General features: G+C 66.3%; 20 protein-coding genes, 1 tRNA gene, 1 pseudogene and 2 riboswitches. Of the genes and pseudogenes, 9 read left to right on the forward strand and 13 right to left on the reverse strand.

The annotated features are described in order from the left end of the window. Positions 1–42 precede the first annotated feature (42 nt). From WS68_RS14695 to WS68_RS14730, 8 genes are all read right to left on the reverse strand, one after another. The gene (locus WS68_RS14695; RefSeq protein ID WP_059571497.1) at positions 43–1,431 is read right to left on the reverse strand and encodes an L-serine ammonia-lyase; all 1,389 of its coding nucleotides are present in this window, start codon (positions 1,429–1,431) and stop codon (positions 43–45) included. A 32-nt stretch (positions 1,432–1,463) separates the two neighbouring features. After that, entirely contained in the window at positions 1,464–2,582 is a 1,119-nt protein-coding gene (locus tag WS68_RS14700) for an alginate lyase family protein (RefSeq protein ID WP_059571498.1), read from the reverse strand. Between the two features lie 154 nt (positions 2,583–2,736). Then, complete coding sequence (gene gcvP, locus WS68_RS14705; RefSeq protein ID WP_059571499.1) at positions 2,737–5,667, reverse strand: aminomethyl-transferring glycine dehydrogenase; 2,931 nt, start codon at positions 5,665–5,667, stop codon at positions 2,737–2,739. Between the two features lie 254 nt (positions 5,668–5,921). Continuing rightward, positions 5,922–6,302, reverse strand: a complete 381-nt coding sequence (gene gcvH / locus WS68_RS14710; protein ID WP_059571500.1) for a glycine cleavage system protein GcvH — start codon at positions 6,300–6,302, stop codon at positions 5,922–5,924. A 109-nt stretch (positions 6,303–6,411) separates the two neighbouring features. After that, positions 6,412–7,530, reverse strand: coding sequence for a glycine cleavage system aminomethyltransferase GcvT (gene gcvT, locus WS68_RS14715; RefSeq protein ID WP_059571501.1), 1,119 nt, complete (start codon positions 7,528–7,530; stop codon positions 6,412–6,414). A 101-nt stretch (positions 7,531–7,631) separates the two neighbouring features. After that, positions 7,632–7,768, reverse strand: a riboswitch (glycine riboswitch). 37 nt (positions 7,769–7,805) lie between these two features. Then, a riboswitch (glycine riboswitch) is annotated at positions 7,806–7,916 on the reverse strand. Positions 7,917–8,054: 138 nt separating this feature from the next. After that, positions 8,055–8,420, reverse strand: coding sequence for a hypothetical protein (locus tag WS68_RS14720; RefSeq protein ID WP_059571502.1), 366 nt, complete (start codon positions 8,418–8,420; stop codon positions 8,055–8,057). Between the two features lie 163 nt (positions 8,421–8,583). Continuing rightward, the gene (locus WS68_RS14725; protein ID WP_059571503.1) at positions 8,584–9,636 is read right to left on the reverse strand and encodes an oxidoreductase; all 1,053 of its coding nucleotides are present in this window, start codon (positions 9,634–9,636) and stop codon (positions 8,584–8,586) included. Positions 9,637–9,827: 191 nt separating this feature from the next. Next, entirely contained in the window at positions 9,828–10,535 is a 708-nt protein-coding gene (locus WS68_RS14730; protein ID WP_059571504.1) for an SGNH/GDSL hydrolase family protein, read from the reverse strand. 587 nt (positions 10,536–11,122) lie between these two features. Between WS68_RS14730 and WS68_RS14735 the strand changes: the two genes are divergently transcribed. Further along, positions 11,123–13,213: a UvrD-helicase domain-containing protein gene (locus WS68_RS14735; RefSeq protein WP_059571505.1), complete on the forward strand. Its 2,091-nt coding sequence runs from the start codon at positions 11,123–11,125 to the stop codon at positions 13,211–13,213. Between the two features lie 107 nt (positions 13,214–13,320). Here WS68_RS14735 and WS68_RS14740 read toward each other — a convergent pair whose 3' ends face one another. Then, positions 13,321–14,217: a c-type cytochrome gene (locus WS68_RS14740; RefSeq protein WP_059571506.1), complete on the reverse strand. Its 897-nt coding sequence runs from the start codon at positions 14,215–14,217 to the stop codon at positions 13,321–13,323. Positions 14,218–14,503: 286 nt separating this feature from the next. Between WS68_RS14740 and WS68_RS14745 the strand changes: the two genes are divergently transcribed. Then, positions 14,504–14,579: transfer RNA gene (locus WS68_RS14745), tRNA-Arg, on the forward strand. Positions 14,580–14,652: 73 nt separating this feature from the next. On the opposite strand, the pseudogene WS68_RS26240 reads toward WS68_RS14745, so the two are convergent. Next, positions 14,653–14,808: pseudogene (locus WS68_RS26240) on the reverse strand (tyrosine-type recombinase/integrase); the annotation flags it as partial. A 125-nt stretch (positions 14,809–14,933) separates the two neighbouring features. Here WS68_RS26240 and WS68_RS14750 point away from each other — a divergent pair. Next, the gene (locus WS68_RS14750; protein ID WP_059571507.1) at positions 14,934–15,467 is read left to right on the forward strand and encodes a GNAT family N-acetyltransferase; all 534 of its coding nucleotides are present in this window, start codon (positions 14,934–14,936) and stop codon (positions 15,465–15,467) included. Between the two features lie 37 nt (positions 15,468–15,504). On the opposite strand, the gene WS68_RS27680 is transcribed toward WS68_RS14750, so the two are convergent. Continuing rightward, positions 15,505–15,741 carry a hypothetical protein gene (locus WS68_RS27680; protein WP_156429516.1) on the reverse strand — a complete coding sequence of 79 codons (237 nt, stop codon included), beginning with the start codon at positions 15,739–15,741 and terminating at the stop codon, positions 15,505–15,507. A gap of 136 nt (positions 15,742–15,877) precedes the next feature. Here WS68_RS27680 and WS68_RS14755 point away from each other — a divergent pair, with 136 nt between their 5' ends. From WS68_RS14755 to WS68_RS14775, 5 genes are all read left to right on the forward strand, one after another. After that, positions 15,878–17,683 carry a methyl-accepting chemotaxis protein gene (locus WS68_RS14755; RefSeq protein ID WP_059571508.1) on the forward strand — a complete coding sequence of 602 codons (1,806 nt, stop codon included), beginning with the start codon at positions 15,878–15,880 and terminating at the stop codon, positions 17,681–17,683. 649 nt (positions 17,684–18,332) lie between these two features. After that, on the forward strand, positions 18,333–19,010 hold the full coding sequence (locus WS68_RS14760; protein ID WP_059571509.1) for a CsgG/HfaB family protein: 678 nt from the start codon (positions 18,333–18,335) through the stop codon (positions 19,008–19,010). Between the two features lie 41 nt (positions 19,011–19,051). Further along, positions 19,052–19,429 (forward strand): DUF4810 domain-containing protein, encoded by a 378-nt coding sequence (locus WS68_RS14765; RefSeq protein WP_059571510.1) that lies wholly within the window; start codon positions 19,052–19,054, stop codon positions 19,427–19,429. Positions 19,430–19,438: 9 nt separating this feature from the next. Next, positions 19,439–20,113: a DUF799 domain-containing protein gene (locus WS68_RS14770; RefSeq protein WP_059571511.1), complete on the forward strand. Its 675-nt coding sequence runs from the start codon at positions 19,439–19,441 to the stop codon at positions 20,111–20,113. 229 nt (positions 20,114–20,342) lie between these two features. Continuing rightward, positions 20,343–22,028: an acid phosphatase gene (locus WS68_RS14775; RefSeq protein ID WP_059571512.1), complete on the forward strand. Its 1,686-nt coding sequence runs from the start codon at positions 20,343–20,345 to the stop codon at positions 22,026–22,028. Positions 22,029–22,163: 135 nt separating this feature from the next. On the opposite strand, the gene WS68_RS14780 is transcribed toward WS68_RS14775, so the two are convergent. Next, a complete protein-coding gene (locus WS68_RS14780) occupies positions 22,164–22,787 on the reverse strand; it encodes a LysE family translocator (protein ID WP_059571583.1) in 624 nt (207 codons plus the stop codon). 655 nt (positions 22,788–23,442) lie between these two features. Here WS68_RS14780 and WS68_RS28950 point away from each other — a divergent pair. Beyond that, on the forward strand, positions 23,443–23,670 hold the full coding sequence (locus tag WS68_RS28950; protein WP_231753024.1) for a hypothetical protein: 228 nt from the start codon (positions 23,443–23,445) through the stop codon (positions 23,668–23,670). 421 nt (positions 23,671–24,091) lie between these two features. On the opposite strand, the gene fliT is transcribed toward WS68_RS28950, so the two are convergent. Next, on the reverse strand, positions 24,092–24,415 hold the full coding sequence (gene fliT, locus WS68_RS14790; RefSeq protein ID WP_059571514.1) for a flagellar protein FliT: 324 nt from the start codon (positions 24,413–24,415) through the stop codon (positions 24,092–24,094). Positions 24,416–24,420: the final 5 nt, after the last annotated feature.

A 24,420-nucleotide genomic window follows, 5' to 3' on the forward strand; every position in this document is an offset into this window, starting at 1 on the left:
CCATCGGGGCAACGGCCGGGCCGCGCATGCGCGCCGCACGCTTCAGCACTCGACGATATTCACCGCCAACCCGCCGCGCGACGTTTCCTTGTACTTCGTTTTCATGTCCGCGCCGGTTTCGCGCATCGTCTTGATGACGGAGTCGAGCGATACATAATGGCTGCCGTCGCCGCGCAGCGCCATGCGCGCGGCGTTCACCGCCTTCACCGACGCCATCGCGTTGCGCTCGATGCACGGAATCTGCACCATCCCGCCCACCGGATCGCAAGTGAGCCCGAGATTGTGCTCCATGCCGATCTCGGCGGCGTTCTCGACCTGTTGCGGCGTGCCGCCCAGCACGGCCGCGAGCGCGCCCGCCGCCATCGAACACGCAACGCCCACTTCGCCTTGGCAGCCCACTTCCGCGCCCGAAATCGAAGCGTTCAGCTTGTACAGAATGCCAATCGCCGCGGCCGTCAGCAGGAATTCGATCACGCCTTGATCGTTCGCGCCGGGCGTGAAGCGCGTGTAGTAATGAAGCACGGCGGGAATGATGCCCGCCGCGCCGTTGGTCGGCGCGGTGACGACCCGGCCGCCCGCCGCGTTCTCTTCATTGACGGCGATTGCGTAAAGGTTGATCCAGTCGACCATCGACAGCGGATCGCGCAACGCTTGCTCCGGGTTGCCGGTGAGCGTTCGATAGAGCTGCGGCGCGCGCCGCTTGACCTGGAACGGGCCGGGCAGGTTGCCGTCGGCGTCCGGATTACCGATGCCGCAACCGCGCGCGACGCACGATTGCATCACGTCCCAAATCTTGAGAAGGCCCGCGCGCGTCTCGTCGTCGGAATGCCAGGCGCGCTCGTTTTCCCACATCAGTTGCGCGATCGACTTGCCGGTCGACGCGGTGAGCGCGAGCAACTCGGCGCCGGTGCGAAACGGATGCGCCATCTGCTCGGCCGCGCCCAGCACCTTCGTGTTGGGCGCGCCGGCGGTGACGACGAAACCGCCGCCGACCGACAGATAGGTGGATTCACGCAGCACCGAGCCGCTCGCGTCGGTCGCGACGAGCTTCATCGCGTTCGGATGCTCGGGCAGCGCCTGCCGGTAGAACGCGATGTGCTCCTTCGGCACGAACGTCACCGCATGCGTGCCGAGCAGCGCGAGCGTCTTCGAGGTGCGCACCGTCTCGAGCCGCGCGGCGATCGTCGCCGGATCGACCGTATCGGGCGCATCGCCCATGAGGCCGAGCATCACGCCGCGATCGGTGCCGTGGCCCTTGCCCGTTGCGCCGAGCGATCCGTACAGCTCCACCTTGACGCCGGCCGTCGCGGCGAGCAGCCCGTCGCGCTCGAGCGCTTGCGCGAACATCAATGCGGCGCGCATCGGCCCGACCGTATGCGAACTCGATGGGCCGATACCGATTTTGAAAAGATCGAACACGCTGACTGCCATGAGATTTCCTGACTTGCTGAATATTGCGGGGATCACCGCGCCGGCAGTGGCAGGCACGCGGCAAGCCAAGCGGGCGGCATCGGGGAAAGTTGTTGTGCGACACTCGCATAGCGGCCGTCCAGGCGCGCGGCGAGATGGAATAGCTCGGCGGCGCTTTTCGGCTCCCATTGGCCCGAGTAGCCGGGCAGGCCGGCTTCGCGGCGTTTCGCATCGAACGGCACCGGCGAATGGACGAATTCCTCGTGCGTTTTCTCGCCGCGCGCATACGGCACGAGCCAATCGAGCGCGGCGGCCAGCGTCGCGCCGTTTGCCGCGCGCTCGCGCAGCCAATTGCGGTTGAAGCGCCGCGCGGCGAGCGCGGCGGTCACGAGCGGCTGCAGATCGTAGAGCGCGTAGTGCAGCGCGTCGCGCTCGACGAAATCGTAGGTCGTGCCGTCCGGCTCGATGTTGTCGCCGAGATGCTCGGCGAACAGGCGCTGCGCGGCGTTCATCATCTTGCGATCGCCGAGCGTGAACGCGGCCAGCGCGATCAGCTTGATCCGGTGGCTCTGCCAATTGTTGCGCCAAGTGTGCATCAGCGGACGCTTCTGCGCGTCGATCTGTTGCACATAGCCGCTGCCGAGCTTGGCGATGAACGCCGACGCGGCGTTGCGCGTCTTCACCGGCAGCACGCTTGCCGTCATGTCGTATGCGAGGATCAGGCTTTCGAAGCGCGTTTCGTCGATCGGGTTGTAGCTCGGCTGATAGGTCGTCACCCACGCGAACAGAAAGCGGTCGACGAGCGCGAGGTAGCGCGCGTCGTTCGTCACGCGCCACGCGAGCGCCGCGTCGCGCATCAGTTCCATGTCTTTCAGCGCGTCGGCGCTTTGATCGTAGATGCCCTCGTGCGGCAGTGTGCCTTCGGTATGCACGCGCGGCATCGCTTTCGGCGGCTCGTTGACGCGCGCGTCAACACTGCGGATCAGCGCCTGCACGCCCGGTTCCGCCTGCGTCGTTTCGCTGCTTTGCATCGCGGGCGCCGCGCAGAAATTCATCGCCGCCCGCGCGGGATGGGTCAGGATCAACGCCGCGTATGCAACGAGCGCCGGCGCGAACGCGTGAAAACGCGGCCGCGGCGCGCGCGCGAGGCCCGGATACATCTGACGCACCATGCGGAACTCCTTTGTTGGCTGGATCGCGGTACGAGATGTTAGCCGGACTTGCCGGCGAATGGGAGCGCGTGCCATCCGGAACGACGGGGGCGGATGGCGCGGCGTCATCGGCAGCATCGCAAAGCCGGCGCGGCCAGGCAGCCGCGCCGCCGCATCACGCGTAATCCGCTACCGGCACGCACGCGCAGAACAGATTGCGATCGCCATACGCGTTGTCCGCCCGGCCGACGGGCGGCCAATACTTGTTCGCCGACAGCGACGCGACCGGATACGCGGCTTCCTCGCGCGAATACGCGTGCGGCCATTCGTTCGCCGTGACGACGGCGGCCGTGTGCGGCGCGTGGCGCAGCGGGTTGTCCTCGCGGTCCGCGCGGCCTTCCTCGATCGCGCGGATCTCGTTGCGGATCGCGATCATCGCGTCGATGAAGCGGTCGAGTTCCTCTTGCGATTCGGACTCGGTCGGCTCGACCATCAGCGTGCCCGGCACCGGGAAGCTCATCGTTGGCGCGTGAAAGCCGTAGTCCATCAGACGCTTCGCGACGTCGTCGACCGTGATGCCGCTCGTCTCCTTGATCGGCCGCAGATCGAGAATGCACTCATGCGCGACGAGCCCGCCCGGGCCCGAGTACAGCACCGGATAGTGCGGCGCGAGACGCTTCGCGATGTAGTTCGCGTTGAGGATCGCGGTTTCGGTTGCCGCGGTGAGGTTTTGCGCGCCCATCATCGCGATGTACATCCACGAGATCGGCAGGATCGATGCCGATCCGTATGGCGCGGCCGACACCGCGCCGATGCCGGCTTCGTCGCGCGCGTAGCCGGTGGAGCGCTGATTCGGCAGGAATTTCGCGAGATGCGGGCCGACCGCAACCGGGCCGACGCCCGGGCCGCCGCCGCCGTGCGGGATGCAGAAGGTCTTGTGCAGGTTCAGGTGCGACACGTCGCCGCCGAACTGGCCGGGCGCGGTCAGGCCGACCATCGCGTTCATGTTCGCGCCGTCGACGTACACCTGGCCGCCGTGCGCATGCACGATCTCGCAAATCTCGCGCACGTTCTGCTCGAACACGCCGTGCGTCGACGGGTACGTGATCATGATGGCCGCGAGATCCTTCGCATGCTGGTCGGCCTTCGCCTTCAGATCGGCGAGGTCGACGTTGCCTTGCGCGTCGCACGCGACGACCACCACCTTCATCCCCGCCATCTGCGCGGATGCCGGATTCGTGCCGTGCGCGGACGCCGGAATCAGGCACACGTTGCGATGGCCTTCGCCGCGCGATTCATGATATGCGTGAATGATCAGAAGGCCCGCGTACTCGCCCTGCGAGCCGGCGTTCGGCTGCAGCGACACGGCCGCGTAGCCGGTTGCCGCGACGAGCATCTGTTCGAGCTGGTCGATCATTTCGCGGTAGCCGAGCGTCTGCTCGGCGGGCGCGAACGGATGGATGCGGCCGAACTCGGGCCACGTGACGGGCAGCATCTCCGACGTCGCGTTCAGCTTCATCGTGCACGAGCCGAGCGGGATCATCGAGCGGTCGAGCGCGAGATCCTTGTCTGACAAGCTGCGCAGGTAGCGCAGCATTTCCGTCTCGGAATGATGGCGGTTGAACACCGGATGCGTCAGATACGCGCTCGTGCGCTCGAGGCCGGCGGGCAGCGCGGGCACGTCCGGTAACTGCGCGTCGAGCGCGTCGACGTCGGGCGCGGCCGCGCCGCCTGCCGCCTGCGCGAAGATGTCGAGCAGATCGGCCAGATCGGCGCGCGTCGTGGTTTCGTCGACCGATACGCCGACTTGCGTGCCGCTCACGCGGCGCAGGTTGATGCGCCGCGCGTTCGCGAGTTCGTGGATGCGCGCGGTGCGCGTGCCCGTGTCGATCGTCAGCGTGTCGAAGAACGTGTCGTTGACGCTCGCGTAGCCGAGCGTCTTGACGCCCGCCGCGAAGAGCGCCGCGATGCGGTTCACGCGCAGCGCGATCGTCTTCAGGCCGCGCGGGCCGTGATAGACGGCGTACATGCTCGCCATGATCGCGAGCAGCGCCTGTGCGGTGCAGACGTTCGACGTCGCCTTCTCGCGGCGAATATGCTGCTCGCGCGTTTGCAGCGCGAGGCGCAGCGCAGGCTTGCCCTGCGCGTCGACCGTCACGCCGACGAGGCGCCCCGGCATCTGCCGCTTGAATTCGTCGCGCACCGCGAGATACGCGGCGTGCGGGCCGCCGAAGCCCATCGGCACGCCGAAGCGCTGTGAATTGCCGACCGCGACGTCCGCGCCCCATTCGCCGGGCGGCGTAAGCACGGTAAGCGCGAGCAGATCGGCCGCGGCGATCACATGGCCGCCCGCCGCATGGATGGCGTCGGCGAGCGCGCGGTAGTCGCGCACGTCGCCGTTTGCGCCCGGATACTGGAGCAGCACGCCGAAGGCGCCTGCGTGCACGGCGTCGGCGGCGGGGCCCGTCTTCACGTCGATGCCCGCGGGCTTTGCGCGCGTTTTGATCACTTCGAGCGTTTGCGGCAGCACGTCGTCGGCCACGTAGAACACGTTCGATTGGGGTTTGCCGACGCGTTGCAGCAGCGTCATCGCCTCGGCGGCGGCGGTTGCCTCGTCGAGCAGCGACGCGTTCGAGACGGCAAGGCCCGTCAGATCGATGATCATCTGCTGGAAGTTCAGGAGCGCTTCCAGCCGGCCCTGCGAGATTTCCGGCTGGTACGGGGTGTACGCGGTGTACCACGCCGGATTTTCGAGCACGTTGCGCAGGATGACCGCGGGCGTATGCGTGTCGTAATAGCCTTGCCCGATGTACGAGCGGAACACCTGATTCTTGTCGGCGAGCGCGCGCAGCGCGGCGAGCGCTTCCGCCTCGCTCTTCGGTTGTGCGAACGGGCCGAGCGGCAACGCGCCGGCGCGTCGGATCGGCGCGGGAATCACCGCGTCGATCAGCGCGGCGCGCGACGCGAAGCCAAGTGCGTCGAGCATGGCTTGCTGGCTGGCGGCGTCAGGGCCGATGTGGCGCTCGGCGAACGCGTCGTGTGTTTCGAGCGCGGCAAGCGAGAGGGGCGTGCGGTTCATCAGACGATCCGGATGTTCGAGCTTCATGACAGTCCTTGTCGGCCAGAGTTAGCGCTTTAGCGCTTAGTCTGGCCCCATGCTTCGCGGTCGGCCAGAGTTAGCGCTTTAGCGCTTAGCTTGGTCCCATGCTTTAGGTCGGCCGGAATTGGCGCTTCGCCGCCGCTCCGGCTCCCTGCTGTGTAGCCGGCCGGAGCCGGCGCGCCGGCTCCGACTCTGGCCGCACGCGGCGCGCTGCTCATTGCTGCCAAGCCAGCGCGCCACGCGGTCCGTAAATGGTTGAGTTAGCCCACCAATTGCGTGTATGCGGTGGCGTCGAGCAGGCCGTCGGTCGATGCGTCGGCCGCCAGCTTGATCTTGAAAAGCCACGCGCCATAAGCATCGCTGTTCACCGCTTCCGGCGCGTCGACGGCGTCCGCATTGACGGCGACCACCTCGCCCGACACCGGCGAATAGATATCCGACGCGGCTTTCACCGATTCGACGACGCCAACGGCATCGCCTGCCTTCACCTGCTTGCCGACGGACGGCAGCTCGAGAAAGACGATGTCGCCAAGCGTGCTCTGCGCGTGATCGGTGATGCCGATCGTCAGCGTGCCGTCGGCTTCGGTGCGGATCCACTCGTGTTCGTCGGTGTATTTCAGATCGGCCGGGACGTTGCTCATCGGATGCTCCTGAATAGAAAGGGGGTGATTCTTTACTACGGCGCACCGTGGCGGCGCGCCGGATGTCGTTTCGCCGGGCGGTGCGCGGCCCGGTCCGTTACCGTTACCGTTACGCGACGAGCACCTTGCCGTTGCGCACGAACGGCAGTTTTACCACGCGTGCGGGAAGTTGCTTGTCGCGGATCTGCACGTGCACGGTGTCGCCAACGGCGACCGCCTTCGGCACGCGCGCGAACGCGATCGATTCCTGCATCGACGGCGAAAACGTGCCGCTCGTGATCTCGCCGTCGCCATGCGGCGTGAGGACTTTTTGATGCGCGCGCAGCACACCGCCCGCGCGGCCGTTTTCCTTTTGCAAAACGAGGCCGACGAATGCGGCGCGCGAGCCGTTGGCTTCGAGCGCGTCGCGGCCGACGAATGCGCGTGGCGTCGAGAGATCGACGGTCCATGCGAGGCCCGCGTCGAGCGGCGACACCGTGTCGTCCATGTCCTGGCCGTACAGGTTCATGCCGGCCTCCAGGCGCAGCGTGTCGCGCGCGCCGAGCCCGCACGGGCGCACACCGTTCGTGATCAGCGCGTTCCATAGCGCGTCGACGTGCGCGGCGGGGACGATGATCTCGAACCCGTCTTCGCCCGTGTAGCCAGTGCGCGTGACGGTGAGATCGCCGAACGGCGTGCCCGCGACCTGCGCGGCGTTGAATGGCTTGAGCTCGCTTGTCGCCGCGCGCGCGGCGGGCACCGTGTCCCACACCTTGGCGCGCGCATTCGGCCCCTGAACCGCGACGATTGCGAAATCGCGGCGCGGCGCGATCGTCACGCCGAAGCCTTGCTCGTCATTGAGCCGGTTGAACCATGCGACGTCCTTGTCGGCGGTGCCGGCGTTGACGACGACGCGGAAGAATTCCTCGGTGAAGTAGTAGACGATCAGATCGTCGATCACGCCGCCCTGCGGGTTCAGCAGGCACGAGTACAGCGCGCGGCCGGGTGTCTTGAGCTTGTCGACGTTGTTGGCGAGCGCATGCTCGAAGAACGCGCGCGCGCGCGCGCCGGTGAAATCGACGACGCACATGTGCGAGACGTCGAACATGCCGGCGTCGGTGCGCACGGCGTCGTGCTCGTCGATCTGCGAGCCGTAGTTGACGGGCATATCCCAGCCGCCGAAATCGACCATGCGGGCATTGAGGGCGCGGTGCGCGGCGTGAAGCGGGGTGGTTTTGAGAGCGGTCATCGGGATCTCGGGCAGCGTGACCGGGTTAGGCCCGGCCGCGAAAACAAAACGGCAAGTCGGCGATCGCCGGCGCTCGATGTTGCTTGGCGGCCTGCGATCCTGAATGCCCCTCTGTCCTCGATACCTGAGAGATTGCGCAGCGAAATCGCTTCGGCTTGCGCGCGCCCCTTCGGTGGGCAGCCTGCCGGCGCCGCGCGATGCGCGCGCCTGGCTACTGCCGCTCTCCAGAGTGCGAAGACTGCCCGACGCCGTCACGGCTTGCGGCAGGCGAATTCTTCGACGCGGCCGGTCCTTTTGCCTGAGAGTTTGCGGGTGTGCCCCTTCGGCGGCGCGGCAAGCCATCCGATCGACGAACGATGTGCCGCACGCTCTCCCGACGCGTGCGGGCGAATGTACGCGAGCGGGAATGGGTTGTCAATTTGGACAAATCGATGTCGCTTCGCGGCAAGCGGGCCAGCAGCGCGCAATAGGATTCGGATGCAAGATGCGTGGCGCGCCGCGAGCGGCGGCCCGCTGCCGGACGCTTACTCGCCGATCGCGCGCGCGGCGGTGTCGAGTTCCTGGTTCAGCACGCGCTGCTCGTCGCCGGACAAGCCGCCGCCGTGCTGCGCCGCCATGTCCGACGACTCCTGGCGGATCACGTCGAGCCGGCGATGCAGCGCCGCGCCGGTCGGCGGCGGATAGTAGCCGGCGTTCACGCGCGCGTCGATGCGGCGGCTTAGATTGTCGATGCGGCCCTGAATCTGCTGCATCCGTTCATATCCGACCACCTGGGGGCTCGGGCGGGGCGCCGGCGCGGGACGCGGCGCCGGCGCCGGCGTGACGACACACGCGGCGAGCGACGAGACGAGGGCGCAGCATGCCGCCGCGCGGGTCAACCGGTGATGCATTGCATTCTCCTGAGTGCCGATGTGCCGATGTGCCGATGTGCCGATGTGCCGATGTGCCGATGCCGGGCAAGCATGAGAGGAACGGTCCGGACCCTCGATACGATGACGCTCGGTTCGAATTGTTTGTAACGGTTTTTGACATTGGGCGCGGCGGCTCCGGCCCTCAAATCGTAGCGCGAACGAACGGCAGGCGCCGGCCTTCGCGTTCGCTGTGCTCGGCCAGCTCGATGATCGTCATCACGTCGACGGCATCTTGCGCGGCGACGGGAACGGGCGCGCCGTCGTGGATCGACGCGGCGAGCGCGCGATAGAACTCCGCGTATTGGCCGTCGAGCGTCGGCACGGGGCGCTCCACCTCGAGTTCGCCGTCCAGCCCGCGCAGCACGCCGGGCGGATTGCCGCCGCCGAACGGCACATCGTCGGGCGTCAGGCCCGCCTTGAGCTGGTCTTCCTGCGTGTCGAGCCCGTACTTTTGATAGCCGCCCTGGGTGCCGAGCACGGTGAAGCGCGCGGGCTCGATCGCGGCAAGCGCGCTCGCGTGCAGCACGACCTCCTTGTCCGGATAGCCGAGCAGCAGATGGACGAAATCGGCGGCGTCGCCGCCGTCGCGGCGCGTTTTGATCGACGCGCTGACCGTATCGGGCGCGCCGAACAGCACCAGCGCCTGGTCGATCAGATGCGGGCCGAGGTCGAACAGCAGCCCGCCGCCGCGCGCCGCCTCCTCGCGCCAGCGCGTGCGCACCTGCGGGCGAAAGCGGTCGAAATGCGATTCGAAATAGGTGATGCGGCCAAGCTCGCCGCTTTCGATCAGCTTGCGCAGCGTCAGGAAATCGCCGTCCCAGCGGCGGTTGTGGAACGGCGCGAACACGCGCTCGCGCGCCACGGCAAGGCGGGCGAGCGCGAGCGCATCGGCGGCCGTCAGCGTGACCGGCTTGTCGACGACCACATGCTTGCCCGCTTCGAGCGCGCGCTTGGCCAAATCGAAGTGGGTGTCGTTCGGCGTCGCGATCACGATGCATTCGACGTCGTCGAGCGCGGCGAGCGCGTCGAAATCCGGCACGACCGCCACGCCGGGATACGCGGCCTGCGCGCGCTGCGGCTGGCCGGTTGCGATCGCCGCGATGTGCGTGCGGCCGCTGTGAGCGATGACGGGTGCGTGAAACGTCGCGCCGGCGAAACCGAAACCCATCAAACCAATCTTGAGCGTTGACGACATGAACCGATCCTGTCTGCTTGCGAAATGAGAGCGCCGCGGCTTGAGCGCCGATCTGAACACCGGGCGGCGGCGAGCGGCTATTGTGGCATGACAAATAAGGGGCGCAACGGCCGCGCCGGGTTTTGCCGCGACGTTGGCCGGACGATATAGAGGCGCGGGGCCGGGCCCACGCGTGCCGCGTTGCGCGCGCGTCAGCGTTCGAGCCGGCGCCTGAGCGCGGCGGCGGCTTGATCGGCCCATCGCGCGCAGGCTCGCGCGCCCGGATGGAAGCCGTCCGATGCGATCGAATCGGGCGCGAGCGGTATTTCGACCGGCAGGAACTCGCACGCGTGCTGCCCGGCGGCCCAGCGGCGCAGTGCCGCATTGAGCCGCTTCGCGCGCAAGCCGAGATACCACCTGAGCGGCTGCGGCAGCGCCGGCAGGCGATGCATCGGTGGCACGGCCGACAGTACCACGTGCGCCGCGCCGAAACGCGCCGTCAGCAGGGCGACGAGCGCGGCCTGCCGGTCGCGCCAGCGGGCGGGCGAAACACCGGCCGTCACGTCGTTGACGCCGAGCGACGTGACCACCGCGTCGAAACGCGCGGCGGGTTCGGCGGCGAGCCAGTCGAGCGCATCCTGCGTCGTTGCGCCGGTGCGCGCGACGAGCTTCCATTCGACGCGGTAGAACGGCGCGAGCGCGCGCACCAGCTGCCCGGCGAGCGCATCGGATTGCGTCGCGACGCCGACGCCCGCCGCGGCCGAATCGCCGAGCACGAGCAGACGCAGCGTTGGCCCGGCGCCGCCGACGCCGCTGCGCGGCCCGCCGGCTTCGGCCAGGCGCGGCGTCACGCGCCGCACGTAGCGGCCCTGCGCGAGCAGCAGCGGGCCGAGCGCGGCGGTGGCGAAGTGGTATCCCATGCGGCGTGAGCGGTGAGGCGAAGTGGCGAGCGTGTGCGATGATAGCAGTGCGAGTGCTTACTCTGGCGTTGCCGCGCCGGGCGAAGGGGCTGGATGTGGGGCGTGCCGGGGCGGCCAAGGTCCCGCGTTCGACCTTCGGCGTGCCGGTATGTCGGCGTTCGACGTGGGGTGTTCGGCGTGCAACGCCCAGCGTTCGACACGCGACGTGCGCATCCGATATCCGATATCCAGCATCCAGCGTTGTTCGACATCCGGCGTCCCACGTTCGACCTGCGGTCGCGCAGCGCCCGGCAATGCACGCGCCTTCGCCTACCCAACTGCTTCGCCGTTCCGTATTGATGCTCGATGCGCCCGGCGGATCGCTCGAATCCGTTGCGCCGCAACACACAACCCGTGCGCGGCGCGCGACGTTCGGCTCTTTGCGCCGTCGCGCGCCCGCGCGATCAAACATGGGCTGCCGCCGTGTTAACATGCGCGTCCCGCGAGCCGTTCCTCGAGCGCGCCCCGCCGCCGTTTCGCGCGCGGCGCGCCGTCGTGCTCGCCGCCATCCGGCTTCGCCGCCGCCAACCGCAACACCATTCGCCATCATGTCCGCAGGCCTGAATCCCGCTCAAAGCGAAGCGGTGCGCTATCTCGACGGTCCCTGCCTCGTGCTCGCCGGCGCGGGCAGCGGCAAGACCCGCGTCATCACGCAGAAGATCGCGCACCTGATCGAGGCGAAAGGCTTCGAGCCGCGCCATATTGCCGCCGTCACGTTCACGAACAAGGCCGCCGCCGAAATGCGCGAGCGCGTGGGCAAATTGCTCGAAGGCAAGACGCTCACCACCCCCGGCAAGGAAGGCCGCAAGGTGCCCGTCAATCAGCTGACGGTCTGCACGTTCCATTCGCTCGGCGTGCAGATCCTGCGCCAGGAGGCAGAGCACGTCGGTCTGAAGCCGCAGTTCTCGATCATGGATTCGGACGATTGCTTCGGCATGATCCAGGAGCAGATCGGCACGACCGACAAGGGTCTGATCCGCAAGATCCAGAACATCATCTCGCTGTGGAAAAACGGCCTCGTCACGCCCGAGCAGGCGCTGGCGATCGCGGCGGACCAGGACGAGCACCAGGCGGCGCTCGTCTACCGCAACTATGTCGCGACGCTGCACGCGTACCAAGCCGTCGATTTCGACGATCTGATCCGCCTGCCGACCGAACTGTTCGCGAATAACGAACCGGTGCGCGAGCGCTGGCAGAACAAGCTGCGCTACTTGCTGATCGACGAGTATCAAGACACCAACGCGTGCCAGTACGAACTGCTGAAGCTGCTCGCCGGCCCGCGCGCCGCGTTCACCGCGGTCGGCGACGACGATCAGGCGATCTACGGCTGGCGCGGCGCGACGCTGGAAAATCTCGCGCAGCTCGGCAAGGATTTCCCGAAGCTGCACGTGATCAAGCTCGAGCAGAACTACCGCTCGACCGTGCGAATCCTGAGCGCGGCAAACAACGTGATCGCGAACAACCCGAAACTGTTCGAGAAAAAGCTGTGGTCCGAGCACGGGATGGGAGATTCGATCACCGTCACCCCGTGCAATGACGAGGAGCATGAGGCCGAGTCGGTCGTGTTTCGCCTGAGCGCGCACAAGTTCGAGCGACGGACGCAATTTCGCGATTACGCGATCCTGTACCGCGGCAATTTCCAGGCGCGGATCTTCGAGCAGGTGCTGCGGCGCGAGCGCATTCCTTACGTGTTGTCCGGAGGCCAGTCGTTCTTCGATAAGGCGGAGATCAAGGATTTGTGCGCTTACCTGCGCCTGATTGCGAACGCCGACGACGATCCCGCATTCATTCGCGCCGTCACCACGCCGCGCCGCGGCATCGGCAACACGACGCTCGAGGCGCTCGGCGCGTTCGCGGGGCAGGCGAAGGTGTCGCTGTTCGAGGCGGTTTATATGGGCGGGATCGAGGCGCGGCTGTCCGCGCGTCAAGTCGAGCCGCTCAGGATGTTCTGCGACTTCATCCAACGCCTTGCCGAGCGCGCCGACAAGGAGCCCGCGACCGTCGTGCTCGACGACATGATGGAGGCCATCCACTACGAAGCGTATCTGTACGACACATACGACGAACGGCAGGCGCAGACGAAGTGGCAAAACGTGCTCGAATTTCTCGAATGGCTCAAGCGCAAGGGCACCAAGCCCGACGCGCAAGAGACGTCCGACGGCGACGCCGACGGCTTTCACAACGCGGACGGCCTCGCGGATACCGGCAAGAACCTGCTCGGGCTGATCCAGACGGTCGCGCTGATGTCGATGCTCGAGGGTAAGGAGGAGAATCCGGACGCGGTGCGGCTGTCGACCGTTCACGCGTCGAAGGGGCTGGAGTATCCACACGTATTTCTAGTCGGCGTCGAGGAGGGGATCATGCCGCATCGCGGCGGCACCGAGGACGACGGCCCGATCGACGACGAACGCATCGCGGAAGAGCGCCGGCTGATGTATGTCGCGATCACGCGCGCGCAACGCAGCCTGCATCTGAACTGGTGCAAGAAGCGCAAGCGCGCGCGGGAAACGATCGTCTGCGAGCCGTCGCGCTTCATCGCCGAAATGAACCTGGACGACGCGCCGCCGCCTTCGCCCGAAGAAGCGCCGATGACGCCGAAAGACCGCCTCGCGAGTTTGAAGGCGTTGTTGCAGAAGTAAGTGCGCGCAAAAGCGCACCGGCAGGCAATGCAGGCGCTTACGCCGCGGATAATTGCCGCGCGGTCGGGTTTTGCCGGGCCGCGCACCAGCGGCCCGGCGGCGAGTGCCTATTTTACGGCGTTGACCATGTAATCGACGGCGGCCTTCACGTCGGCGTCCGACGCGTTCGACCCGCCTTTCGGCGGCATTGCTCCCTTGCCGTGCAACGCGAAGTTGTAGACGGCGTCCATCGAATCCTTCAGGCGCGGCGCCCAATCGGCCTTGTTGCCGAATTTCGGCGCGTTCAGCACGCCGGTTGCGTGACACGCTTGGCAAGTCGATTCGTACAGCATCTTGCCGACCGACGCCGAGCTTTGCGCGTTCGCGCCGGCGGCGGGCGCGTCGCCCGGCTTCGGTATTGCCGCGATCGCGGCCATGGCCGCGGCGGCCTGTGCATTGGCGGCCGAGGCGTCGGACGCACCTGGCGCAGCCGCGGCGCCCGAAGCCGGCGCCGCGTTCGCGGCAGGCTGAGCCGGCTCGGCGAACTTCGCGCCGCCTTGATTGGCCATATAGACGACCGCGCGCGCGATCTCGTAGTCGCTGTAGTCGTCCGGGTTCGTGCCGCCGCGCGCCGGCATGGCGCCTTTGCCGGTCAACGCGATATGCAGCACCTCGTCATAGCCGGCGGCGATCCGCGGCGCCCATGCGGCGGCGTCGCCGAACTTCGGCGCGCCGGCCGCCCCGGTGCCGTGACAGGTCACGCAAACGGCCTTGTAGACTTCCTCACCCGTCTTATAGGCGCGCGGCGCGTTCGCGTCCTTCACGCTGACCTGCGCGACGGGCGCGATGCGCTTCGCGACGGCGTCGTCGGACAGGCCATCGGTACCGGCGCCCGTGCGGAACGCGTGATTGGCGTAAGAGGCGAATAGAACGATGATTGCGATCGGAATCGCAAACGAGGCGATGACAACTGCGATGAGTTGCCCGGGGGTCTTGATGGGGGCTTCGTGGGGTGCTTCGCTCATGCTTGCCTCGTCTCCATGAATAAGAATTGTGAGCGGTACGGCAATGAATGGCTGATGCTGTCGGGTGAAGCTCGGACGATTATAGACGGAACGTTTACATAGCGGCGAGCGGGCGAGCTGCGCGTGTTTACCCGCACGGCGCTTGCGGCCGGCGCGAGCGTGACGCGAAGCGGGTGGGAGCAGGCTCGGTGGCCGACGAGCAACGGTGGACGGTCCGGCTGAAACAAGGTATCCTTGCGGTCTTGCCAAAGCTGTGGCTTTTTTGGGGCCGCAGCACTTCTCTAAAGCGCCCGTAGCTCAATGGATAGAGTACTGCCCTCCGAAGGCAGGGGTTGCTGGTTCGATCCCAGCCGGGCGCGCCAAGCCTAGTAAGGCTCTCAGCGGTTTCCTCCCTTCGTCGGACAGACTCATTGCAGCTAGCACCGGCGCCGGCTCGGCCGTCAGCGGCGCGACCCAATGCGCCAGATGATCGGCGGAGAGGTGCGCGTACCGCTGCACCATTTCCAGCGTTTCCCAGCCGCCCAGCTCCTTCAGCACGTGCAGCGGCGTGCCGTGCTGCACGTGCCAGTTCGCCCAGGTGTGACGCAGGTCAGCCATCCCGGCAGCTGTCTGGCTGTTCCTGTATCTTTCCGGATTGATTGCGATAGACGGCGTCCCGCATTCCAGCCGTTGCCGAATGCCCCGCCCACAGCCGCCCGTCCACCTTACGGCTCATCATGCACGACGCTTATTTATTCGAAACGTCGCGGCTTCGCGTCCGCTGCTGGAGCGCCGACGATCTCGGCGCATTGCTGGCCGTGTATGGCGATGCCGATGCGATGCGCTGGGTCGGCGACGGCGTTGCGTTGACTGAAGCGGATTGCGTTCGCTGGCTGGCGGTCACGGAGCGCAACTACGCGCAACGCGGCTATGGCATGTTTGCCGTCGAGCTATCGGCCGATGGTACGGTTATCGGCTTTTGCGGCTTGGTTCATCCCGGCGGCCAGGACGACGCCGAATTGAAATATGCGTTCCGGCGTGAGCATTGGGGCCACGGCTATGCGACCGAAGCAGCCGCGAGCATGCTGCGCCACGGCCGCGATGCGTTCGGCCTGAGCACGATCATTGCCACGGTCATGCCGCAGAATTCGGCTTCGCTCAGCGTGTTGCGCAAGGCGGGCATGCAGCGTATCGAGGATCGGATCGAAGTCGACGGCAGCGCAACGGCAATGTTCGTTTGGCCTTCGCCGGCTATCGGCAAAGGCCGGTAATGCAACGTCCGGCTGGCGTTCGCACAAAGGCATTCGACTAAGCCGGGATCACGCTTTCCTGCATTTTTGATCGAATTGGGCTCGCGGTGACCGAAGCCAGGCGATTTGCCCCGGCATTTGGCGCCATGGCAATTCGTGCATTCACGTAAAATCCGTCGGTTTTGCATTTCGAATTTGAGCGGCGGCTCGGGCTTGCGCCCAGGCGAGCCGGAATCAATAAAATAATCAAGCGGTTAAAACAGAAATCGAAAACCCGCCGGCCGCCTCGAATCATGCGCGGCCTCCGGCGCGGGCCGTTTTTTCGCCGCCGGCGTCACAAAAGAGTCGCGGTCACGTGTCGCGACTGGGTCAAGTCCTCCGTCCCTGCTGCCGTAAACCGTAGGATCCGCACCCTTCCGACGTCGCCTGCCATGCTCTCCTCGATTCGCTCTCGCATCCTTGCCGCGTGTGTTGCCATTGTCGTCGGCGCGCTTGTTGTCAATACTGCGCTCAATTACGCCGTCGCAAGCCGCTATAACCGTGACGCCATTCGCCAGAATCTCAGCGCGGTGTTGACCGGGCATCAGACGAGCATTGCCGATTGGGTCGCCTCGAAGACGCAATTGGTCGTGTCGGCCGAAGATGTGGTATTGACGCCCGACCCGGTTCCGGCGCTGAAATTGATTGCTGCCGCGGGCGGTTTCACGAACGTCTACGTTGGCTATGCGGACAAGACCGCGAGGTTCTCGGACGCATCCGGCATTCCCGCCGACTACGATCCGACCGGCCGGCCGTGGTACAAGCAGGCCGTGCAGGCGGGCAAGCCGGTCGTGACGCCGCCGTATGTGGATGTCGGAACCGGCAAGCTCGTCGTCGCGTTCGCCGCGCCGATCGTGCGCGACGGCGTGCTCAAGGGTGTCGTGTCCGGCGATGTCGCGATGGACAGCGTGATCGCGAACGTCAAGGCGATCCACCCGACGCCCGGAAGCTTCGGGATGCTCGTCGATCGCGGCGGCCGCATTGTCGCGCATGCGGATTCGAAGCTCACGCTCAAGCCCGTCAACGAGCTGTCGGACGACCTGAGCGTCGAGAGCCTCGCCGCATCGTCGGCTGATGATGGTGCGGAGCCGGTCGTCGCGCACGTCGCGGGGGCGGCGAAGCTGATGCGCGCGCGCGCCGTGCCGGGCGCAGACTGGCTTGTCGTCGTCGCGCTCGACAGGGCGGATGCGATGGCCGGCATGCACTCGACGCTCTTCACGTCGATCGGCGCGCTGGTGCTGCTCGCCGCCGTCGCGGCGGCAATCGTCGGTGCGGTGACGGGCGTGGCGTTCAAGGGGCTTGCGCGCATTCGCGATGCGATGGAGTCGATCGGCTCCGGCACGGGCGATCTGACGCAGCGGCTGCCTGACGCGGGGCGCGACGAGGTCGCGCAGATCGCGCGCTCGTTCAATGCATTTGTCGGCAAGCTGAACGATGTGATGCGGATGATTCGCGACGCGAGCGAATCGGTGCGGCATGCGGCGAGCGAGATCGCATCGGGCAATCACGATTTGTCGCGCCGCACGGAATCGGCGGCGGCGAGCCTCGAGGAAACGGCCGCGTCGATCGAGGAGATCACGTCGACGGTCACGCAATCGGCGAGCGCTGCGCGCCAAGCCAACGATATCGCGACGAACGCGGCGTCGGTCGCGTCGCGCGGCGGCGCGGTCGTGGCCGATGTCGTGACGACGATGCGCGATATCGAGGGCGCGTCGGGCAAGATCAGCGACATCATCGGCGTGATCGACGGCATCGCGTTCCAGACCAACATCCTTGCACTGAACGCGGCGGTCGAAGCCGCGCGCGCGGGCGAGGAGGGGCGCGGTTTCGCGGTGGTCGCCGGCGAGGTGCGCACGCTCGCGCAGCGCAGCGCGCAGGCGGCCAAGGAAATCAAGGCGTTGATCGATTCGAGCGTGTCGAGCGTGTCGGCGGGCGCGACGCTCGTGCAGCAGGCCGGCCAGACGATGGACGACATCGTGGGCACCGTCTCGAACGTAACGTCGATCATGCGCGAAATCTCGGACGCGGCTGACGAGCAAACGCGCGGAATTCAGGAAGTGAATCGCGCGGTCGCACAGCTCGACGAGATGGTCCAGCAGAACGCGGCGCTCGTCGAGCAGTCCGCGGCGGCCGCCTCGGCGCTCCAGACCCAGGCGGCGGAACTGGCCGACGCGGTGGGGCGGTTCAAGGTTGCATGAAGCGGCGCGCGCATCAGCCGCCAGGGTGTCGCATGCGGAGTAACTTCCGGCTCCGGCCCGATGTCAGGTTTGGCCGGAGCTTCACGTGCGTACCGGCATGGGCCGGGGCGTGGCGGCGGCCCGACATCGGGCAATTTTCTGTTGTCGCGCGGCCCTGATTGCCGTTATCGTTGCATAGAATGATAATTATTGCATGTCGCGGGAATAAATTGACAGCAGATAACAACAGACCATGCCTGAATGCGTCCGGGCAACGGGGGGGCGGCGAACGTTGGCGGGCCGGCGCGCAGCGCGGCAGATCGACCGGTTCGCCGTCATGCGCTTGCGTGCGCCGTCGCGCATTCACACTCAGCCGCGATTGGCGCAACCGCACGATCCGCCGATCTCCTTTCACCGCTCATCTGACGCTTCACGGCGCGTAACCACGCGCCCGCTTCCTTGAAGCGGGCGGCGGGCGCACGCACTGCCGGAGCCGTCCGTCATGCGAGCCGTCGCGTGCGTTGCGTTGGCGTTTTCCGCGCGACCGGAGGACCGCCGCATGGACGATGCGGCGTTGCATGCCATCCACGCATGCCGGCAGGCGAACGGCAACCCGCCAGCGGCCGTCGCCCGCTCACTTTTTTGGCTCTTTCCCAGGAGGACTCATCGTTTGAAAACTTCAAAATCCTATTTGGCGCTGCTCACGACAGCTGCCGTCGTCGCGCTTTGCGCCTGCGCCACCGAGGAGTCGCGCACGCTTCCAGTGCCCCCGACGCCCAGCGCGCAAAAGCCGTATGCGGGCAAGCCGGTTCAGATCGCGGTCGGCAAGTTCGACAATCGCTCGAGCTACATGCGCGGCATCTTCACCGACGGCGTCGATCGCCTCGGCGGCCAGGCCAAGACGATTCTCGTCACCAAGCTGCAGCAGAGCCGGCGTTTCAACGTGCTGGATCGCGAAAATCTCGACGAGATCAAGCAGGAAGCGGCCTTCCTGAAGCAGCGCCAGAACGTGAAGGGCGCGCATTACGTCGTGACGGGCGACGTGACCGAGTTCGGCCGCAAGGAAGTCGGCGACCAGCAACTGTTCGGCATTCTCGGGCGCGGCAAGAGCCAGATCGCTTACGCGAAGGTGAATCTCAACATCGTCGATACGGCCACGTCGGAGGTCGTCCTGTCGAGCCAGGGCGCCGGTGAATACAGCCTGTCGAACCGCGAGATCATCGGCTTTGGCGGCACGGCCGGTTATGACTCGACGCTCAACGGCAAGGTGCTCGATCTCGCGATTCAGGAAGCCGTCGATCATCTGGCCGAACAGGTCGACTCGGGCGCGCTTGCGTCCGGCAAATGAACGGCGCGAGCCGGAGCGTTCCATCCATCGACTCATCGACCATGACAACGAAGAAAAAGATTTTCAGCGCGGCGGCATGCGTGCCGGTGACGGCTGCTGTTGCGCTGCTGACGGGGTGTGCGGCGAATCAACCGAAGCCGCTTTATCAGTGGGACGGCTATCAGCCGCAAGTCTACGAGTACTTCAAGGGGCAAAAGAACCCGGAAGAGCAGATCGGCGCGCTTGAGCAAGCGTTGCAGAAGATCCGCGCAAAAGGCAACCGGCCGCCGCCCGGCTTCGAGGCGCATCTGGGGATGCTGTATGCGGGTGTCGGCAAGGAGCAACAGGCCGTGCAGGCGTTCGAGGCCGAGAAGGAAGCGTTTCCCGAATCGGCAGCCTACATGGACTTCCTGCTGAAGAAGAAATCCAAACAACAATAAGGACTCGCGATGCTCAAGTTCATTTCCGTAAGACTGCTGTCGGCCGTGTCCGTGCTCGTGCTGCTCGCTGCGTGCGCGGCGCCGGCGCAGCATATCGATTACACCGCGTTCAAGAAGAGCCAGCCGCGCTCGATCCTGCTGCTGCCGCCGCAAAACGACACGTCGGACGTGAAGGCGACCTATGGCGTGCTGTCGCAAATGACGTTGCCCGTGGCCGAGGCAGGCTATTACGTCGTGCCCGTTGCCGTGATGGAGGAGACCTTCAAGCAGAACGGGCTGACGAATGCGGCCGACATCCAGACGGTGCCGGCCGCGAAGCTGCGCGAGATTTTCGGGGCGGACGCGGCGTTGTACACGACGGTTACCCAGTACGGTTCGGTCTACACGATTCTCGACAGCACGACGGTCGTCGAGGCATCCGCGAAGCTCGTCGATCTGCATACGGGCGACGTGCTGTGGCAGGGCAGCGGCCGGGCAACCGGCAACGAGCTGGGCGGCAATATGAACGTCGGGGTGGGCGGGCTGATCGGCGCGCTCGCGCAGGCGGCGATCAAGCAGATCGCGCATACGCTGACCGACGAAGCGGTGGATGTCGCCGGGCTGACGAGCAGCCGCCTGCTGTCGGCCGGCCAGCCGGGCGGGCTGCTGTACGGCCCGCATTCGCCGAAGTACGGGACGGACTGACGCGGTTCGGCGTCGTCGGCAGCGGCCAAACGCGGCTCGGCATCGCAATCGACAGGCCGGGCCGCGTTTCGTTGGCGGGGCGGCCGTGGACGCCAGCATCGGATGCCGCTTGCGATTCCATGGGCTTTTGCGCCGGGATTGCCGAAGGTGACGCGTTATAGTCACGAATGTGTCATTTTCGTGACGATACACGACCGACCCCGATGACAAACCAGAACAAGGAGCAGCCGTGACCGACCCGCATTCCCCGTCGACCAAGCGTCCCGATCTTCCCGCCGACGATCTGCCGAATGATCCCGACCGCCGCCGCATACTCGGCGGCATTGCCGCGCTCGGCGCAAGCGTCGCGCTGGGCGGTTGCGAGACGAGCGCGCAGGCCGAGCCGCGCTCGATCGAAGATCTACGGCTCGACGCCGCGCTGCGTCAGCAAGTGCGCAACATTGTCGTGATCTACGCGGAAAATCGTAGCTTCGCCAATCTGTTCGGCGATTTTCCGGGGGTACGGCATCCGTTGCGCACCGTGCCGCCGCCGCGCTACATCCAGCTCGACCGCGACGGCAAGACGCCGCTGCCTACGCTGCCCGCTATCTGGGGCGGGCTCGTGCCGCAGGCGCAAGTGGTCGACGGTAAGCGCTACATGATCGGCGAGGGCGACATCACGGGGCTGCCCAACGCGCCGTTCGTAATTCCCGACGCGCAACGCAGGCCGCTGCCGAACGGCGTCATCACGCGCGATCTGTGGCATCGCTTCTATCAGAACCAGATGCAGATCAACGCGGGGCGCAACGACCAGTTCGTCGCCTGGGCGGATTCCGGCGCGCTCGTGATGGGCCATTACCGGAACTCGGCCGACACGTTGCGACTCTGGAGCCTCGCGCGGCAATACACGCTCTGCGACAATTTCTTCATGGCCGCGTTCGGCGGCTCTTGGTTGAACCACATCTTCCTGATTTCCGCGCAAGCGCCGCTTTATCCGGACGTCCACACGAGCCCGGCGAAACATCTGGTGTCGGTTATCGAAGGCGACGATCCGACGGGCACGCGGCTCAAGCTCGCGACAGATTCGCCCGCCTCGGCGCTCGACGGCCCGCCGAAGTTCGAGAACGACGGGCTGTTCACGCCGGACGGCTACGCGGTGAACACGATGGCGCCGCCGTATCAGCCGAGCAGCGTGCGGCCGCCCGTGGGCGGCGATCCAGCTTATGCCGATCCGTCCAACCCGCGCGTGCTGCCGCCGCAACAATACGCGACGATCGGCGACCGAATGTCGGAGAAAGGCGTCGATTGGGCATGGTATGGCGGCGCATGGCAGTACGCGCTCGAGCATCGCGACACGGGCGCGGTGCCGGATTTCCAGTATCACCATCAGCCGTTCAACTATTTCGCGAACTACGCGCCGGGCACCCAGGCGCGGCACCGGCATCTGCGCGACGCGGGCTTGGGCGACGATCCGTCGACCAACCGCCTGATCGCCGATATCGATGCCGGCCGCCTGCCCGCCGTTACGTTCTACAAGCCGCAGGGCAATCTGAACATGCATGCGGGCTATGCGGACGTCGAATCGGGCGATCGGCATATCGCGACCGTGATCGACCATATCCGGCGCGGTCCGCAATGGGCGCATACGGTCGTGATCCTGACGGTCGACGAGAACGGCGGATGGTGGGACCCGGTCGCGCCGCCGAAGGGCGACCGCTGGGGGCCGGGTTCGCGGATTCCGGCGCTCGTGATTTCACCGTTCGCCAAACAGGGCTATGTGGACCATACGCTGTACGACACGAACTCGATTCTGCGCTTCATCTCGCGCGTGCACGGCTTGAGGCCGCTCGACGGCGTCGCGTCGCGCACGCGCGCGTTCGTGGCGCGCGGCGAGGCGCCGCCGGGCGATCTCACCGCGGCGCTCGATCTCGGCTGACGCAGGGGCTGACGCAGCGGTGCACGGTTGGCGGCGTGCCGCCTTTGCCGGCGCAGCTTCGCGTTATCGGCGCGCCGGCTTCAGCCGCCTGAGCGGCGCGCCCACATCGCATGCAACGCGCGAAATACGGCGGCATCAGTGACTCGACATCCCGAGCGTCAGCGTGCCGGCTCCGATCAGCGCCGCACCGCCGCCATAGCCGAAGCGGCGTTGCGCGGCGGCGCCCGTCAGCCGCATCGCCGCCAAGCGCGCGAGGCGCGCATAGCAGGCGGCATTGACGGCCGCGAGACAAACGAAGGTCGGCAGCAGCACCGCGCATTGCTGGACGAAAGTCTGGTGCGGTGAAATGAACTGCGGAACGAACGCGACGAAGAACACGATGCTTTTCGGGTTCAGCGCGGTGACGGCCCACGCGGACACGAACCGCTGCGCGGCCGAGCGGTTTTGCATGCGTACCGCCATCGTGCCGCTGCGTCGCGCATGCAGAATCGACCGCACGCCGAGGTAGACCAGATAGCCGCCGCCGGCGAGCTTGAGCGCCGTGAACGCGGCAGCCGACATCGCGAGCAGCGCTCCCGCGCCGGCCAGCGAGATCGCCATCGCGGTGGTGTCGCCGGCTGCGACGCCTGCCACCGTGCTCCACGACGAGCGGTTGCGGTTCGCGAGCGAATCGCCGATCACGAGCAGGATCGTCGGACCGGGAATCATCAGCAGGACGATGCTCGCGCTGGCGAACGCGAGCCACGTTGCGACGGACATGGCCGCCTCCGTGATATGCGGAAAATTCCAGTGATCCACAACGGAAAACAGCCGTCAAGCGCGCGGCGCATGTGGCGCCTCCGTCTGAACGCGGGCCGCGTTCGAGCGCGGCACGTCATATTCGCGTGGCTCGAATTCACGCGATCCCGGCCATTCCGAGCGTCGATGCGCACGCCTCCGAAACCCATCGAAGCGCGCGAACCGGTTACCGATACGACAAATGGCCGCGTAATGCGGCGAATCTGGCGGGAGGGAATGGGCGGTGCGGCCTTCTTCAGATTTCATTTGGATTGTCGTTATAGCTTACGGTCGGCCTTCATTTACATCGGCGCACCCGTTGCCGAGACAAACACGGGAATGCCGGCGCGCTTCCCGGGCGCGGGGCACGCGAGCGCCGCGTAGAGGCCGCCGGCGTTTTCTATTCGATTTGATTTCACCATTCAATTACCTGATGAGGTCTTGACTGATGCGCACAAAAATTATCGCTGCCCTGCTTGCGGCCATCGTTCCTTTGGTTGGCGAGGCGTCGACTTCGATTGCGATCGACGCAAAGCGGAATTGCCTGGCCGGCGCTTTCGGCGCCGTATCCGGCGGGGCCCCGGTGACGTTTCAACTCGCGCCGGGAAGATATGTCGTCTCGCTTCTTTCGAACAACATGAGCTGCAGCGGCGGCGTGTTGACGAACGGCTGCATGATCCATTCCGTGATGCTGCAAGGCGGCTTGGGAACCAGCAGCAGCCGATGGGGAACCTCGATTACCGAGCCGACCGTCGTGGACTTGACCGGGCCGGGGAGCCTGTCGAACCTCATCGCGTATGTCAGCGACGATCAGTGCGCGGACAACACCGGGCAAGCGACGTTGCTGATTCAGCCCGCATATTGAAGGAGTTGCCCATCGGTTCCGCTGGTGTGCCGCCAGGCGCTAGTCGGCTCGGGCCGCCGCCACTGCGGCGTTGAGCACGCCAAGCCGGCGGCCGGGGCCACGCAGAGCCGGGCAGCCGGGCCGCTGGATCGGCTGGCCGTGCGATGAACGTGCGATGCCGGGCGGGCGCAGGTCTCGCGCGTCATTCGCTCGGCGCGTGAGCCGCTATCGCAATCCGCTCGTGACCACGCGCGCCGCGCTTGCGAGTAGCTCACGAACCGGTCGCTGCACGCCGGCGCGCAGCGGACGATCGACAAAGCGATCGGAAAAGGCGCCGGAAAGAACGGAACGGCGGACAAAAAAACCCCGCCTTGCGGCGGGCGGGAGTTGAACGAGCACGCGACAAAACGCGTGATTTATAGTTGTCGGTTCAGGAAAACCATCAGAATTGCGCGGCTGCTTGATAGGCGCTTGCCGCCCCCAGCCGGTCCATCGCATTCCGGTATTCGACCTGCAGTTCTGCCTGCGCGGCCTTCGCGTTGGCGACGAGCGCCGCATCGATAGCCTGAATCTGGCGCACGAGCGCGAGTGCGGCGGGCGTCTGCTCGCCCGTGATCGACATCAGATGCGGCGAGCGCTCGTCGGCCAGGCGCGCCGCTTCGGACCAATTGGCCAACTGCACCGCTTGATCTATTTCGCGGGTGATCGACAGCACGCGTTCGATCAAGGACATCTGGTCCGGGTTCGACTGATTCGGCTGGTTCATCGCGT

Source organism: Burkholderia sp. TSV86, assembly GCF_001522865.1.
Classification (GTDB): Bacteria; Pseudomonadota; Gammaproteobacteria; order Burkholderiales; family Burkholderiaceae; genus Burkholderia.